The sequence below is a fragment of the Sphingobacterium gobiense genome (assembly GCF_002980575.1).
GTDB lineage: Bacteria > Bacteroidota > Bacteroidia > Sphingobacteriales > Sphingobacteriaceae > Sphingobacterium > Sphingobacterium gobiense.
The window spans coordinates 17,712-33,992 of sequence record NZ_PVBS01000006.1; the positions used below are offsets into that span (position 1 = coordinate 17,712).

The 16,281-nt window shown below is 42.5% G+C and carries 13 protein-coding genes; 4 read left to right on the plus strand and 9 right to left on the minus strand.

The features are described 5' to 3' along the window. Window positions 1-39 precede the first annotated feature (39 nt). From lipB to C5749_RS18875, 3 genes are all read right to left on the minus strand, one after another. Window positions 40-738, minus strand: coding sequence for a lipoyl(octanoyl) transferase LipB (gene lipB, locus C5749_RS18865; protein ID WP_105727781.1), 699 nt, complete (start codon window positions 736-738; stop codon window positions 40-42). Window positions 739-740: 2 nt separating this feature from the next. After that, window positions 741-1,931, minus strand: a complete 1,191-nt coding sequence (gene hflX / locus C5749_RS18870; protein WP_105727782.1) for a GTPase HflX — start codon at window positions 1,929-1,931, stop codon at window positions 741-743. 144 nt (window positions 1,932-2,075) lie between these two features. Then, complete coding sequence (locus tag C5749_RS18875) at window positions 2,076-2,474, minus strand: hypothetical protein (RefSeq protein ID WP_105727783.1); 399 nt, start codon at window positions 2,472-2,474, stop codon at window positions 2,076-2,078. A 155-nt stretch (window positions 2,475-2,629) separates the two neighbouring features. On the opposite strand from C5749_RS18875, the gene C5749_RS18880 reads away from it, so the two are divergent. Continuing rightward, on the plus strand, window positions 2,630-3,220 hold the full coding sequence (locus C5749_RS18880) for a hypothetical protein (RefSeq protein ID WP_105727784.1): 591 nt from the start codon (window positions 2,630-2,632) through the stop codon (window positions 3,218-3,220). A 15-nt stretch (window positions 3,221-3,235) separates the two neighbouring features. Here C5749_RS18880 and C5749_RS18885 read toward each other — a convergent pair whose 3' ends face one another. Together C5749_RS18885 and C5749_RS18890 are read right to left on the minus strand one after the other, a co-directional pair. Next, the gene (locus tag C5749_RS18885) at window positions 3,236-6,733 is read right to left on the minus strand and encodes a DEAD/DEAH box helicase (RefSeq protein WP_181151531.1); all 3,498 of its coding nucleotides are present in this window, start codon (window positions 6,731-6,733) and stop codon (window positions 3,236-3,238) included. A 168-nt stretch (window positions 6,734-6,901) separates the two neighbouring features. Next, complete coding sequence (locus C5749_RS18890; RefSeq protein ID WP_105727786.1) at window positions 6,902-8,695, minus strand: HEPN domain-containing protein; 1,794 nt, start codon at window positions 8,693-8,695, stop codon at window positions 6,902-6,904. A 132-nt stretch (window positions 8,696-8,827) separates the two neighbouring features. Between C5749_RS18890 and C5749_RS18895 the strand changes: the two genes are divergently transcribed. After that, window positions 8,828-9,055, plus strand: coding sequence for a helix-turn-helix domain-containing protein (locus tag C5749_RS18895; protein WP_105727787.1), 228 nt, complete (start codon window positions 8,828-8,830; stop codon window positions 9,053-9,055). A 4-nt stretch (window positions 9,056-9,059) separates the two neighbouring features. Here the strand turns inward: C5749_RS18895 and recG are convergent, their stop codons facing one another. The 4 genes from recG to C5749_RS18915 form a co-directional block, all read right to left on the minus strand. Beyond that, window positions 9,060-11,165: an ATP-dependent DNA helicase RecG gene (recG, locus tag C5749_RS18900; protein WP_105727788.1), complete on the minus strand. Its 2,106-nt coding sequence runs from the start codon at window positions 11,163-11,165 to the stop codon at window positions 9,060-9,062. 30 nt (window positions 11,166-11,195) lie between these two features. Beyond that, the gene (locus C5749_RS18905; protein WP_105727789.1) at window positions 11,196-11,609 is read right to left on the minus strand and encodes a hypothetical protein; all 414 of its coding nucleotides are present in this window, start codon (window positions 11,607-11,609) and stop codon (window positions 11,196-11,198) included. A gap of 128 nt (window positions 11,610-11,737) precedes the next feature. Next, window positions 11,738-12,460, minus strand: coding sequence for a hypothetical protein (locus C5749_RS18910; RefSeq protein WP_105727790.1), 723 nt, complete (start codon window positions 12,458-12,460; stop codon window positions 11,738-11,740). 241 nt (window positions 12,461-12,701) lie between these two features. Next, on the minus strand, window positions 12,702-13,088 hold the full coding sequence (locus C5749_RS18915; RefSeq protein WP_105727791.1) for a RidA family protein: 387 nt from the start codon (window positions 13,086-13,088) through the stop codon (window positions 12,702-12,704). A 247-nt stretch (window positions 13,089-13,335) separates the two neighbouring features. Between C5749_RS18915 and nagA the strand changes: the two genes are divergently transcribed. Next, window positions 13,336-14,475, plus strand: a complete 1,140-nt coding sequence (gene nagA, locus C5749_RS18920; protein ID WP_105727832.1) for an N-acetylglucosamine-6-phosphate deacetylase — start codon at window positions 13,336-13,338, stop codon at window positions 14,473-14,475. A gap of 20 nt (window positions 14,476-14,495) precedes the next feature. Then, a complete protein-coding gene (locus C5749_RS18925; protein WP_105727792.1) occupies window positions 14,496-16,166 on the plus strand; it encodes a glycoside hydrolase family 10-like protein in 1,671 nt (556 codons plus the stop codon). Window positions 16,167-16,281 lie beyond the last annotated feature (115 nt).

Sequence of the window (16,281 nt, forward strand, 5' to 3'; positions counted from 1 at the left end):
TTAATTTTTTAATCAGTTTTACTCATCACTCATCACTCATCACAATATTAACTCCATTTGGAATAAATCAGCGATATGGTTTTTGAGTTTGTTTTTAATCTCTTCCATATCCAGTTTGCGGCCAAGCTCCCGCTCGAGCGAGGTAACATCTTTATCGTCTATGCCGCATGGGATGATATTGCCAAAGTAACTAAGGTCTGCGTTGACGTTGAAAGCGAATCCGTGCATCGTTACCCATCGGGAAGCGCGGACACCCATCGCGCAGATTTTACGGGCTTTGTCGTTGTCGGCATCTATCCATACACCCGTAAATCCTTCATAGCGACCGGCCTCGACGCCGTATTCTGCACAGGTTCGGATAATGGCCTCTTCCAATGTGCGCAGGTAGAGATGGATATCGGTGAAAAAATTATCCAAATCCAGTATGGGATACCCTACAATCTGCCCCGGTCCATGATAAGTGATATCCCCACCGCGGTTAATTTTATAAAAAGTTGCATTTTTCTCTTTCAGTCCTGCTTCATCCAAAAGTAAATATTCTTCATGCCCACTTTTCCCCAAAGTATATACATGGGGGTGCTCCGTAAAGATAAGATGATTAGGAGTGGGGTTGGCTGTGCCGTTTACACGGTTCTCGTTCTTGACCGTGACCGTTTTGGTAAATACTTGTTCCTGACGATCCCATGCGTCCTGATAATCGACCAGCCCCCAGTCCATAAATTGAACTCGTTTGTTCATGGTTAATATAACAAATTATTATACGGATAGCGTGCCGTATGCATTTTGGAGATAATCTCGTATAACTTCTGTTTGAATTCTTCGACATTGGTTTTCTCCGTAGCAGACAGAAAAATTGCCGGATCGGAGTTTTTTGCCATCCAAGAGTTTCTGAAATCTTCAAGCGTTACCTTAATTTCTTCACCGTTCTCGTCAACTTCTACGGGGGCTTTATAAGCATCTATTTTGTTGAAAACCGTAATAACGGGTTTGTCCAGTGCGTCAATATCCTTTAGCGTTTCGTTTACTGCGGCGATATGGTCTTCAAAGTTAGGATGGGAGATATCCACTACATGTATAAGTACATCCGCTTCGCGAACCTCGTCCAATGTAGATTTAAAGGATTCCACTAAATGGTGTGGCAACTTGCGAATAAATCCTACCGTATCCGAAAGCAGGAAGGGTAGGTTGTCTATGACCACTTTCCGCACCGTTGTGTCAAGTGTCGCAAAAAGCTTGTTTTCCATCAACACGTCTGATTTGGAAATCATATTCAGTATAGTAGATTTTCCGACATTGGTATAGCCCACAAGTGCTACACGGATGAGCTCGCCCCGATTTTTACGTTGGGTTTCATTTTGTTTGTCAATAACCTTTAGTCGCTCTTTTAGTAGCGATATTTTGTTGAGGATAATCCGTCTATCTGTTTCAATCTGGGACTCCCCCGGGCCACGCATACCAATACCCCCGCGCTGGCGCTCCAAGTGGGTCCACATGCGCGTTAGCCGTGGCAGCAGATATTGCAATTGTGCTAATTCTACCTGTGTTTTTGCCTGTGCTGTTTGCGCATGCTTGGCGAAAATATCCAGAATGAGGTTGGAACGATCCAAAATTTTACGTTTGAGCTCGCGTTCTATGTTGCGGAGCTGTGAAGGCGACAGTTCATCGTCAAACACAATCATATCAATCTCTTCGGCATCCGCATACTGCCGGATTTCTTCCAGCTTACCCGATCCTACGAACGTGGCATGTTCCGGATTTGTTAATTTTTGCGTGAAAACACCGTGTACTTCACCTCCCGCTGTTTGCACGAGAAATTCCAGTTCTTGAAGATAGTCTTTTGCGTTTTGTTCTGAAATGTCAGGTGTTATCACCGAAACGAGTAATGCCCGTTCTGGTTTAAGTGCTGTATCGTATATTTTTGTTTTTCCCATGTATTATCAATTCTCTGTAAGCTTGTATATAAAGAACAAGCTTACAAAGATAATGGTTTTTGTTCTAACGTAATGTCAATTTGTCTTCTAGGAAATTGTATACTTAACGCTCCGTTTGAAACGTCCTTTGCTATATTGGTTACCTTATTTTTCCTTGGGTTTCTGCACTTCTTTCTCCAAAATCGAAATCTGTTTTTCCAGCGAAATTATCGTTTTCTCTTGCGATGATATTACGAGCTTAAGCGCATCGATGAGCGTATGCTCGATTTCGTTGACTATAACCGGTTCTTCGTATAATTCTCCTTCATCTCGGGCTACGGAGCTTTCCTTGCGATACATCGTGCCTTCTCCAATAATTAACCAAGCAGGATTTATGTCTGGGTATCTAGATAGAATAGTAACCACTGTGTCCGAATTTAGCCCCGTATTCTTTTGCATCCCTTTAAAATTAGCGTAAGAAAGCCCTAGGCCCTTGAAGAAATCGGTCTTGCTGATTTTCTTACTATCTGCTATTTGCAATACCCGCTCTTTGATGTTTGACATTTTTTTATCTAAAAATTTTAGCAAGATATTTTATTATCTTATATTTGAATCGTTGAGTATATAAAAATATCTAAAACCCTTTTGTAAACTGAATTACCAAAAAAAACAAATTAACGAGATGAAACCATCATGATTTATTCAAGCCAAACACGGGGATGAATAAATCTGATAGCTTCATCACCAATAAAAAACAAATTAACGAGATGAAAAATACACAAAAGAAATTAAAAGCTAAACATTTCCGCTATTTAGACAAAGAATATGTCAAGAATCCCGATCGCTTTCTCAAAGAAATCGTCCACGAATGGGGATTGAATTGGTCGAATAATTTCAATTATCTGATCAATAGTTCGCTTTACCCGCCCATGCGTACAAGTACCACGTTTGAATATGGATTTATATATAATCACCTTGCCCAGATGATTGAAGTCGGGTTTGTTATTTTGAGAAAATACAAGCTAAGACCTATGCCTAAAGCGGATATATTTCAATTTAATTGTCAAGAAGTATTTGACGCTGAAATAGAAAACAGTAGCGCTTTTCCTGCAAAGTCCTTGTGTGCCTTCTATGGGTTCAAGTCACGCAAAGAATGGCTTGCTGTGCTGGACGATCTTCTTCAACGTCGGGATTATACCGAAGATAATATGAAAGAACTCCCTTTAGACCACGATTACATCGTTATTCGGGAGTTTCTTGTCAAATTACCCTTAGTATTAAATGAGATATATAAGAGAGGAGCGTTGTGATTTTGTCTATCGGTTTTATTCAAACAGTTTTAACAACTCCTCCTTACGCAAGGATTTCATAATATTGACTTCGTCTAATATCAGGCCATCTGCCAGTTCCTTTTTCTGTTCTTGCAAGGCCAAGATCTTTTCTTCCACACTATCTCTACAGACCAACTTGTAGGCATTGACATGTTTATCCTGACCAATACGGTAGCAACGGTCGATGGCTTGAGCTTCTGCAGCCGGATTCCACCACGGATCAAGGATATACACATAATCCGCCGCAGTAAGGTTGAGCCCTGTGCCACCCGCTTTAAGACTGATCAGAAAAATCCGACAGTTTTCCCTTTCCTGAAAAGTCTGTACCGCATTTTGCCTTTTATCCTGCGACATTTTGCCGTCAAGATAGGCGAATTCTATTCCCTGCTCTTTGATACGTTCCGCGGCCAATTGCAACATGCCGGTAAAAGATGAAAACAATAATACCTTATGATCCGGTGTTACATTGTCCAAAATTTCATCGATATAATCCAACTTGACTGCTTTTTTATCAAACGACTCCCCTTTTAGTAAACTCGGAGAATTACAGATTTGTCTCAGTTTGATCAAGGCCTCGATAGCCAGAAACTTTGATTTTCCGGCGTCTTCACTTTCCAAGCTACGCTGTACTTCTCCCTGAAAGAACTTTCGGTATTTCTCATACACCTTATGTTGCGCAGGCAGCATATCCATATATAGGGTGCTTTCTGTTTTTTCAGGTAAATCCAAAGCTACCTGTTTTTTTGTACGTCGCAAGATAAATGGCTGGATGACCTTTTGGAGGCTACCAAGCGTCTCCTTTGTCGTGTCTGCATCCGTGACACCTTTATACAGTTTATTAAAAGCCCTGTAATTTCCAAAAAAACCGGGATTAACCAAACTCATCTGTGCATAGATATCCTGAATACCATTTTCAATCGGCGTACCCGTCATGGCGATCCTGTATTGTGCCTTGACCCGTGTTAAACTCTCAAAACGCTTCGAATTACGATTCTTTACATTCTGGGATTCATCCATGATTAAATAAGAAAAGGATTTTTCGGCAAAGAAATCGCTATCGGACAAAAGCGTCCCATACGTAGTTAAGACAATAACACCTGTATCAAAATTCGTCATATCTTGACGATTTGCACCATAGTAAATAGCGACTTCTCGTGTAGGTACAAACTTTTGATATTCACGTTGCCAATTGAACAGGAGGGAATTGGGCACGACCACCAATGATGGAGAAGCAATTGGATCTGTTTGATAAAAATACTCCAAAAGGGTGATTACCTGTAATGTCTTACCCAAGCCCATATCATCAGCCAACAAACCACCCCATTGGAATTCATTGAGAAAAGCCATCCAACTGAATCCAGCCTGCTGATAAGGTCGCAAAGTTGACTGAACTGACGAAGGTATTACTAACTGTGGAATTTCTTCTAATTTAGCCAGCCGCTCCCGACGCTCACGGATACTGTCATTAATAATCTTGGGATCAATTCTTTCTAACATCGTATGCAAAGAGATCATCTGCAGCGAATTAAGGATTAAAAAATCGCCCTCAATCTCCGCACTTAAAAAGAGGGGCTTAAAAAGGCCAATATCACAGGAGCGAATAACGCCATATTGATTATCTCCTAAATCATATACCGCAGCCGTTTTCGTGATCATATTTTCAAATTCGGATAAAGGGATAGTTTTATTTTGGAATTTAGGTGCAAATAAAATCTTACATTTATTCTCCTGAAAATTTACATTTCTCACTTCCCAGTGCAAAGTGTGCGGATAATGGGAGGATCCCCGCTGTATATTATCCATCCGCAATTCGATGCCTTCTTGCCTGCACTGTTCACAAAACTGTGATAACCATTGCGTACGATCAATCTTGCTCATTTCCAGCGTGAACATACTTTCATGGTTTTGTTCTGTCCAAGCTTTGTGCTGCTGCTGTAGAAAACCATAAAAAGCTCGTTCATCTTCGACATGGCGTTTTGCATAGACATACTGCCCATCCTCGTTCGTCCTTACCAACATATTGGCATGTGGAGCCAAAGGGTGTTGTGCAAAACGATCATAGCAAACACGGGCTCGAACCGTAAGCGTCTCATCCGTAACATCAATGTCAACGATTCGCTTCGGCTTTTTTGCCTGCACGATAGGATTTGCTCTTTTCCCTTTAAACACAACTTGCATCGCATACCGTTGGGAAATGGGCATGAGGCATTCCTCCAAAAATTTTTCTCGATCAGAACCTAAGACGGTAAGGATGAAATTTGACTTTCGTGCCTCCCGGATGACTTTTTCTAGATCAAGATCATCTACGAAAACAACACGGTTCTCCTCGGCCATCATAAAGAAGCAATGGTTTTCAGATAAAAACTGAGAGGTTTCTATACGTTTCTCTTGATAGAAAAGGGTGAATGTTAAACGGAGATATGAAGGATTGTCTTCCACGCCGATGAGCAATTTTACCTCTCCATTTCCCAAGGACACAGGTATATCCTTTTTGCGATATACATTTTTTAGTTTTGCCCGGTAAGGGCTGTATGTATATCCCCAAAGTTCGGTAAAGCACAATGTTTCTTTGTCTTTTAGTGACGAGATAAGCGTACGCCATTCCCGCAATATCCCCAACGCCTTGCTATCGTCATGACGATTGGAACTCCCTTCTAGCGGTATGCCGTCTATTTGATAGTCGTCATTATTGGCAATCTCCAATATGTTTTTGCAGATCCTTTCTTTAAATAGGTCCTGGGGAGACAATACCTCCGGCTCTTCTCCTTCATAAAATAGATAGCTTTTTGACAGATTACGACCTTGTTTGTTTTTTTCCATGTAGGGCAAAACATAAGGAAGACCACAGTATAAGCCCTCCGTGATAACCAAGAATTCTACGTCTTCGAATTTTGAAGCGGGAAAATGCATGTTGCGATAAGGCAAGGGGCAATATGACCATGCGTCCTCATCGTATCCATCGGTTATACTAAAGTTGTAGAGACGCCCAAAAGTTGAATTATTCTGCAACTGTAATTCCAGTGTATTCCAACTTGCTTCCAGATGAATGCTCTGCATCGAACGAAACTTCTGTGGTAGCGATAGCAGATCTTCACGATGCAAACCTTTAAAATAAAAAGATTTGTGAGACGGTATCTTATCGTAAAGCACCATGGCTGCATGTTCACACAATGCTTCGGCCTGCTTTGCACAGCTACAGCGAATGGACAAGTATTCATTGGTCAACGAAAGATACAATGTGTATTTTTCATCGCCTTTTTCTCGAACGGAGATACTGTACTCATCAAAGGAGTAAAAATCATCGAATTTCCCAGAGAATACCGAGTCCTTCACATTTTTTCGTCCTTTGTAAAATTGATGCACGTACTCCTTGGAACATTTAAACGGTTCTCCATCCTCCCATGGGATCAAATAGGGTTCGTCAGCTTTCCGTTTAGGCAAAGCCGTAGCTTTTGCCTCCGGTTCAGAGGTCATCAAGTCTTTGTTTTCCATTTCTTCGGTTTTTAAAAGCATACCCGCGTGGGCACCTTGGGCTCCAAAGGATCTGCCCAGCGGGTAGCTTTCTGTTTGTTCAGTTTATAAAATAAAGTCCAACAGGAATACCGTACCAGGTACCGCGAGAATACGGCATCCTGCGGACTTTTATTTGAATAGCTTTTTTTAACTATTATCCTGTGCAGCTTCCACTGCTGCAGGTAATAGGGAATCACGCTCGGTTACGCTGATAGCTTGCTTTTTAATTTTTTCTATAGCACCACAGCAAAGCCGATCAAACAGATCAGCCAATTTCTCTGTCTGTAAACGACAGAAGTCTGGTGTTATTTCTTCCAAAGTATCCAGTATATCCGGATTCCACCACAGCGTTTTGGGATGAAGCATGAGGTGTAGCATTTGGCCTCGAAGCCCGCTTTCATCCAACAAGTAGTCCACTACCTGTCCGCCGACCACGCGTGTCCAATCCAGCAGCTCGTCAAGATTCTTCGTTTTCGGTATATACCCCACGGCTACTCGCAGAAAGCTGTGTACACCGATTTCCAATATATTACGTAACATCAAAAGGCCAGTGTCCATAAAAAGAGGTTGTGCATCTTTAGCCGTACTGACTACATTATCTAGGACTGTTTTCCCTCTTTTCCATAGCTGATCCGTGCGTTCCCATTCCTGCTGCCAATCGATATCCCCTAATGCAAAAGCTGGATCAAAAGTCGATTTCCTCCGAAGGACGTGCCCCTTCGTCCATACCATTTGTATAAATCTGTTTCCTTCAGCCAAGCCTTTTTCCGCATACTTGAGATCCAGGAAGACCACCATCGCACTCGCTACGCCCACCTGCATGGTTTTAAAAGTAAAAGGCCCTGTATTCTTCATCAGGACGACCAGATAAAGCTCTACCTTTACACCTGCTCGCTCCTCACCGCCCTCCAAGCGGAATGGACTGCTCCACGCAAAGCCACCGGTATGGTAATTCAACAAGCTGATCTGTTCGGGGTTGTGGTTGCCACGAATCTTATCCAACAATGCATGGACATCATCCTTGTATTGTTGCAGCCAGGGAAATCCTGAAAAGTCCTCGCATCTTATGTGTGTCGAGCCACCTGCATCTGCAATAACCGATTTTACGTTTTTCTTTTCCGCTGCTAGCTGTGCCTGCTGTTCTACCTGTTCCAAGCGTGCCTGCTGCTCGGCCTTCAACGCATCCAAAAAGAACTGATAGAGGACCTCTATTGCTTTCGAGATTTCACAACACTTATCAAACAGGTAAGAAGCATCGAAAGCAGTTATCTCCAAGTCCCTATTTTGCTTCACGGCGTGATAGCCCTTATCAAGCAGACGAAAGGTTTCTATACTCATAAAAGCTTCGCTCAACAAAACAGTTTTGAATGCCGGTATATGCGTGCTGATCGCCCGCATCCTATTCTCCAAATTGTGTTGATTATTTGCTTTACCCTGTATCATAGCCTGTGGCAAGCGCAGAAAAAATTCTAGGCTCTGATGCACCATAAAGGTAGCTTTCAAATAATCGCCATGCTCAGCGAACTTCAATGCCCCTTCCCGAAACTCCTCTCCTCCTTGTTTCATCTTTATTTGCCATTGATCAGCCAATTCAATAACACCACCAATCTCGCTAGTAGAAAGCGATTTTGTGGCTTTACGGGGGGAGCGGAATATTTCATGCTGCGGCAGTGAAGCGTAGGCATAGTAAAGTCCCCCATGACGAACTTTGTTGCGCCATTCACCAAACGGGATCAGTTCAAAAGATAACCCCTCCATATCGATAAGGCAAAGCTCAATGACGGGTTTCATCACCTTCGGAGAAACACCATCTTCTGATTTCATGACTAAAATTAAGTGCTGTTGCTCCTTGCCTAAAAAGGAGTAAGAGAAAAGAAAAATCCGATCCAAATCTATCCGTTGGATCAGCCGTTCTACTAAAAGCTGTTTATCTATTGCCATAATTTGATTTATAAAAATTACTGAACGTATAGTTTATCTATACAAATGTATGAATTAACTTTCAATAATAAAATTATTTGTACATTTTTTCTATACGTTCAGTAGTTTTAAGCAAACCATTTGATAGATATCATGACAGCGTTAGGAGAATTTTTAGCAAAGCGATCCGTAAATAAATCGATGGTAGCCAGGCGGACGGGGCTGAGTAAAGCCCGTATAAATGAACTTTCATTAAATACCTCGTCACATTTGAGGGCGGAAGAATTATATCTTATTGCAAAAGCAATCGATGCGGATCCATGTGAGGTTCTCAACAAGTTATATGGTCATCTACAACTTGTTAGCGAAGAAGACCAATAATTTATCAAGAAATCTTATCCCACGAAATACCGGGCGATCGCTGATTAAGATAGTGCGCCAACGGCATGTTTTTATCTGAGGAAAGTGATGGGTCTTCTTTGAATATCTCGATAACGCTATTACGCGCCTTTATAAGGATAGCTTGATCGGAGGCAAGATTCGCAATTTTCATTTCAAGCACTCCGGACTGTTGGGTGCCGGAAATGTCGCCGGGTCCACGGAGCTGTAAATCGACTTCTGCTATTTCAAAACCATCTGAAGTGCGTACCATCGTCTCCAACCTCGTCTTCCCCTCTTTGCTCAGCTTATGCGTTGTCAACAAGATACAGAAAGATTGCTCGGCGCCTCGACCTACACGTCCGCGAAGCTGATGTAGCTGTGATAACCCGAAACGTTCTGCGTTTTCAATGATCATCACGGAGGCATTAGGCACATTGACACCGACCTCAATAACGGTCGTAGCAACCATAATTTGTGTTTCGCCTTTTACAAAACGCTGCATTTCAAAATCCTTGTCCTTGACGGGCATCTTACCATGCACAATACTGATTTTGTACTGTGGCAAAGGAAACTCGCGTTGCAGGTTCTCCAAACCTGCCTCGAGATATAGCAGATCCATCTTTTCACTTTCCTTGATTAACGGATACACGACATAAATCTGTCTTCCTTTGGCAATCTCCTCTCGCATAAACCCGAAAACCCGTAGGCGTTGATTCTCGTAGAAATGGACGGTTTTTATAGGTTTACGACCCGCGGGGAGCTCATCGATAACAGAAATGTCCAGATCGCCATACATGGTCATGGCGAGTGTCCGAGGGATAGGTGTTGCGGTCATCACCAGCATGTGCGGCGGGATAACATTCTTACGCCATAGTTTTGCCCGTTGTTCTACGCCAAAGCGGTGTTGTTCGTCAATCACCACGAAGCCGATATTTTTAAACTTGACCTTATCCTCAATAAGCGCGTGTGTTCCGATGAGGATGTCCAATGTTCCATCTTCCAACTGTTGATGTATCAGTCGTCTCTCCCGGATGGGCGTGGAGCCCGTTAACAACTTAACCGTACAAAGCTCGTCACCGAGCAATGCATGGATTCCAGCGAAATGCTGTTGTGCGAGTATCTCGGTCGGTGCCATCATACACGCCTGATAGCCGTTGTCGATAGCTATCAGCATAGACATTAATGCGACAACTGTTTTACCCGACCCTACATCCCCCTGTACCAGACGGTTCATTTGTGCTCCTGTATTGGTATCTAAACGGATTTCTTTAATAACACGTTTTTGAGCGTTAGTCAACGGGAAAGGAAGATGCTCGTTAAAAAAGGTGTTGAATTTATCGCCTACTTTGTCAAACAGATGGCCCCTATATTTTTGGGTGTTTAACTGCTTATTGCGTAGCAACCGAAGCTGGATAAAAAATAATTCTTCAAATTTCAATCGACGAATGGCGGCGTTTAAGTCTTGCGTATTCTGAGGGAAATGGATGGAAAGTATCGCCTTGGCATAATCCATCAATTGATGCTGTTCCAACAAATAGGAAGGGAGGGGTTCTTGCAGTGTGTTAAAAACCGTTTCTAAAGCTGCTTGTTGTAGCCGTTGTATCCCTCGGGTATCAAGATTAAATTTTTTGAGTTTTTCCGTGGACGAATACACGGGCTGCATAGTTAAGTTGCCAATCTTCTTTTCTTGTGTATTGAACAGCTCCATCTCCGGATGTGTAATGGAAATTTGCCCGTTAAATTCGGAGGGTTTGCCATAAATGATATAGGCCGATCCTACTTTCAAACTTTTTTTAAGCCAGGTGATGCTTTGAAACCACACGAGTTCGATAGTGCCCGTATCATCTCGGAACTGGCCGACCAGCCTTCTCGCTCTTTTTTCTCCAACCTCCTGCATCGAGATAAGACGTCCCAAAACCTGTGCACCGATCATATCGGGATGCAATTGGCGGATTTTGTGAAACTGCGTGCGATCGATATACCGAAAGGGGTAGTAGGATAGCAAATCACCAATAGTAAAAACCTGTAACTCTTTTTTAAGCACATCCGCTTTTTGCGGACCTACACCTTTTAGGTATTCTATCGGAGTTATTGTAGATAAATTAGCCATTACTAAGGTGGCTAATTTACGAAATATTATTTATTCAGTAACCACTGGTGGGGTCGTCTCTGCATGGAAAAACGCTGGCTTACCGTCTACACAACGGACGCCTGTAGGTGATGTCACGTACATACAGTCGGAAATAACACCATATTTTTTATTGTATTCAGCTTCAAATTGCGTGTATTCTTTAATTAAATCAAGCAATTCGCCCGATTGGTCAGCGGCCTCCGGATACGGAACATATTCCTGCGGACCACCGCAGGCTTTGCTTCCCAAAGCTTCAGGGCGCCAATCTTCCGCGTTTTCACAAGGTACTGCATTTATCAGGTCTACTATTTCCTGTCGCATTTCGGCCAGTCTTTCTCGGTCAGCGTCTTGATTGCCGGTTTCAGACTTTTCACATGCTAGTACAATTCCGAGCGTCATCAATAACATTAAAGATCTTTTCATGGCATATACACATTTAGTTTGTCACATATAAAAAGAACGTACATTTTATACAAAATGCTACGTTTTGTGTTGTTCGTTAATAAATTAAACCAATTTTTGTGTCGTAACTGATTGTTGCGGAGATAAGCCTAATATGTTTTTGTTTTCACTACGGGTTTACCGTCTTCACAGATAATCCCATCTGGATATTCATAAGAACGATCACTGCAATCCAGTTTTTCCTTATTGACAATATTGGCGCGATGGGCATTGTAGAACTCAATATCGGTTCTTATGGCAGAACGTTCGTTTGTTCGCTTAACCGGAATGTACGAAAGACTACAATCGTTGTTATACAGCACGGTATATGTCCAACCTTCATTGTTTTCGCAAGTCAACTCAGCAAGATAAGCCTCGATATGCGGGTAAATTTCCGCTATTTGTTCCTTACTTTCCTCTATCTCTAGGTCATGGATATAAACCAAAGAAGCTTTATTGTCTCGGCATGCTAACCGGATGGGGGCGTGATGAAACCATCCTTCATCCCAACAGGGTTCGATGATCACCCCTTCTTTTATCATTGCATTGGTGTGTTCTCGGTTGAAATAGAGATAGTCGGCCCATAGTCTATCAAATTCATCTTTTATCGAAGGATGCATAGGAAAATGTGTTGGGGCGCAGCCATACGGGTCGCCATGTGTGAAGACAGACCATTCACTAATGTCATGACAAGTAGTGCTGGCAATCAGACGTTCGATGTCCTGTCGCTTTTCTTCTGCCAACTTAGACCATTCTCCTGCAGTTTTCTCTTCTTTTTCGCAGGCGAAGAATAGGATGGATAGTGCTACAAAGAGTAAGGTCCTTTTCATCATTTATATTGTTTTTAGTTAATTGTTAACGCTATAAACTAAACGCGGAGACAATAAAGATTGCTACAATGTGTGACAAATTAGTGAAGTTCTGAAGTTTGATTATAGAGAGCTTCACCCCCACTTGTTTATAAACTATTTAATGTACCGAAATGGTCATGAACCCCCATATCAAGGGAGCCAAAAAAGCCGCAAGAAAATACTTCTTGCGACTTTCCGTTTTTTCGGTTTGTTGTTCCACGCGCTAAGCTTTCCAGGCGATAACGGATATTTCTACGTTCACATTTTTAGGAAGTGTCTTCACGGCTACGGTTTCACGTGCAGGCTGGTTATCCGTGAAATACTGTGCATATACCTCGTTGATGATAGCGAAATCATCCATATTAGAAATGAAAATGCTAGCTTTTACGACGTCGTTTAACGTATACCCAGCATGCGTCAAGATGGCTTGCACATTTTTCAACACCTGATGGGTCTCATCTGCTACACTACTATTGATTAATTCCATCGTTTCGGGAATCAAAGGAATTTGTCCCGAGACATATAAGGTATCTCCGGCTTTAATAGCTTGGTTGTAAGGGCCGATAGCTGCAGGAGCATTCTCCGTATTGAGTATTTGTTTTTGTGACATGGTACGTTATTTTGAAAAAAACATTTTATAGATAATGGCCAAAATAAAAACCGAAATAGCAATGATATTCATGATGTACATAGCTTTCCTGTTAAATCGGGAGGATTTAGAAAGTTGTGGTTTTGTCTCTTTTAGCTGCATAACAGGGCTAATTTACAATGGAAAATCTAGAAAATCAAAAGTAGGCATATTAATCCGTTTTAAACTTTGTGTAAGTTTACATCTTCAACAACTTAATACAAAAGATATGCAAATAGAAAACAAGGAAATTGCATTGGTGAACGGGCATATTTTCAACGGAGATCATGATTTTTCGGATCATGCCTTGGTTATGCAAGGAGAAAAGATTGTTGGAATATGCCCTGTATCATCCGTTTCTGCAGAAGCGGAGCGAATCGATGTCAAGGGGGCAAATATCTGTCCGGGCCTTGTTGATTTGCAGATATATGGCGCCGGTGATGATCTTTTTTCAGCCGAATTGACAACGGAGAGTATTGCTCGGATTGAGCGCCAGCTGCTTGCGCAAGGATGTACTTCATTCGTGTTGACTTTGGCAACGAATACCATGGAGATGTTTAAAGAGGCGATACGCGTATTTAATAGCTATCAACCTCTATCCGCTTTAGGGTTGCATTTAGAAGGCCCATTCCTCAATCCGCTAAAAAGAGGTGCGCATCCTGCGGAACTCATCGTATCGCCGTCTGTCGCGTTAATAGCGGACTTGCTAGATTCCGATAAGGGCGCTGTTATCATGATGACAATAGCGCCAGAACAATTTGATACGGAAAGTATAGACTTCCTTTTGGAGCGATCAATATTGCTTAGCGCAGGACATAGCGCGGCCAGCTTTGAGCAGGGGATGCAGGGCTTTAACAATAGTATAAAAGCGGCAACCCATCTCTGGAACGCGATGTCGCCCTTCCATCATCGCGACATCGGTCTCCCCGGAGCGGTCTTTCGGCATTCCGAAGTTTTGGCGTCGATTATCGTAGACGGCATACATGTAGATTTTCAAGCCGTTAAAATCGCTAAAGCGTTGATAGGTAGACGTTTGTTTTTGATTACAGATGCCGTGGCAGCATGTGATAAGGGAATTTATCGCCACGTTCTCCATGGCGATCATTATACCTTGCCCGATGGGACACTTAGCGGATCTGCCCTCTCCTTACTCGGTGCCATACGAAATTGTGTACAGCACGTTGACATACCATTAGAAGAGGCCATTCGTATGGCGACATGCTATCCGGCGAATTTAATCGGGCGATCCGATATAGGTAATCTTGATGCAGGGGCATGGGCAAACGTTTTGGTATTTGATACTGATTTTAATATTCATTCCGTGTATTGCAAAGGTGAACAAGTTGATTTAACATTTACATATGTATAAAAACATTAGTTTTGTATCCTATGAACTGGAGACCGATAAAAAATACAGCAATAATCGCATTGATTTTGTCTACCATATTATTTTCTTGTGCTTCCCGCAAGAATAAAAGAGCCGCGAAGGAATTGAAATCGCCGGCGGTAGAGGTTGTCGTAGCGGAAAGTGAAGAGGCAAAGGCTGCGGAAAAAGAGGAAGCAGCTGCTAAGACTGCAGAAGCAAAAGCTGTTCCGATAGAAAAGCCTGTCGTTGAAGAAAAAAAGCCTGTAGTAGAAGTTCCTTTGCGTGTTGATTTGCCAAACGTCGATCGCGAGTTTAGAGGAGCATGGATTGCGACAGTCGCCAATATAAATTGGCCAACAAAAGGAAATTACTCCACCGAAGCACAAAAACGTGAAGCAAGACAGCTATTGGATTTGTTAAAGGAGAACAATTTTAATGCGGTGGTTTTTCAAGTTAGACCATCTGCGGATGCGTTGTATGATAGTCCACATGAACCATGGTCTTATTTTCTGACGGGGGAAATCGGCAAACGTCCCAACCCCTACTATGATCCGTTGACTTTTTGGGTAGAGGAAGCGCATAAACGTGGATTGGAACTTCATGTATGGTTGAATCCTTACCGAGCGCATCATTCCACGGGTGGAGCAGTAACCAGCGAATCTATGGTGCGTAAAGCGTCGGATATGGTCGTCCGGCTAAAAAATGGCATGTACTGGTTTGATCCGGCAAATCCGAAAACCCAAGACCACGCTGCCCGCGTAGTGTTGGATATTGTAAAGCGATATGATATTGATGGCGTACATTTTGATGACTATTTTTATCCGTATGCGAGTTATAATGGTGGAGCAGATTTTCCCGATGACACTTCCTGGAACGCCTATCGTAGATCGGGAGGAACACTGTCTCGGGCGGATTGGCGCCGGGATAACGTAAACCGTTTTATAGAACGTGTATACAAGGAAATAAAAGCTGAAAAGAATTTCGTGAAGTTTGGTTTGAGTCCATTTGGAATATGGAAGCCCGGCTATCCTGCAGGGGTAACAGGCTCTTCTCAATATGATGAACTGTATGCAGACGCCAAACTGTGGTTGAATAAAGGATGGATAGATTATTTTGCGCCACAATTATACTGGCCTATTGACCCTCCTCGACAAAGTTTTACAGCGCTTTTACGATGGTGGGAATCGGAGAACACACATAAGCGGCATCTTTGGCCAGGATTGAATACTGTTGCCGTAAGGACACCAAACCGAACACAAGAAATTGTTAAACAGATCGAAGAGACTCGGAAACTGATCCCTAACAGTGTGGGCGCTATACATTGGAGTATCGCCGGATTGACGAATAGTCCTACCATGGTGCAGGCGGTGAGATCTGGGCCCTATAACAAACAAGCGCTAATTCCGCGATCGCCGTGGCTAAACGCTAACCCCTTATTAACGCCAAGCTTATTGCTGACAAAAGAAACCAGCAGTATATTTGCTAAGTGGCTTCACAAACAGCCCAATGAAGTTTTCCAGTGGGTTGTCTATGCGCAATATGGAGATGTATGGGAATATGAGATATTGGATGGACAACAGACAGAGAAAAGTTTCCCGAAGATCAAAAATGGAAAATCGCTGAAAACCGTTGCCGTGAAAGCTGTTGATCGCTTGAGTAATGAAAGTGATTATATGGCAAAGAAAGTGATGTAAATTCCTGTTTGCCCGTCTTTCTGTAGGTTCTATTCTGTTTAAGCGCAACAAGCTGCGTATAATTTCAAAAAATATGCAATTTGTTGCGTGTTTTTATTTTTTTATCATACATTTG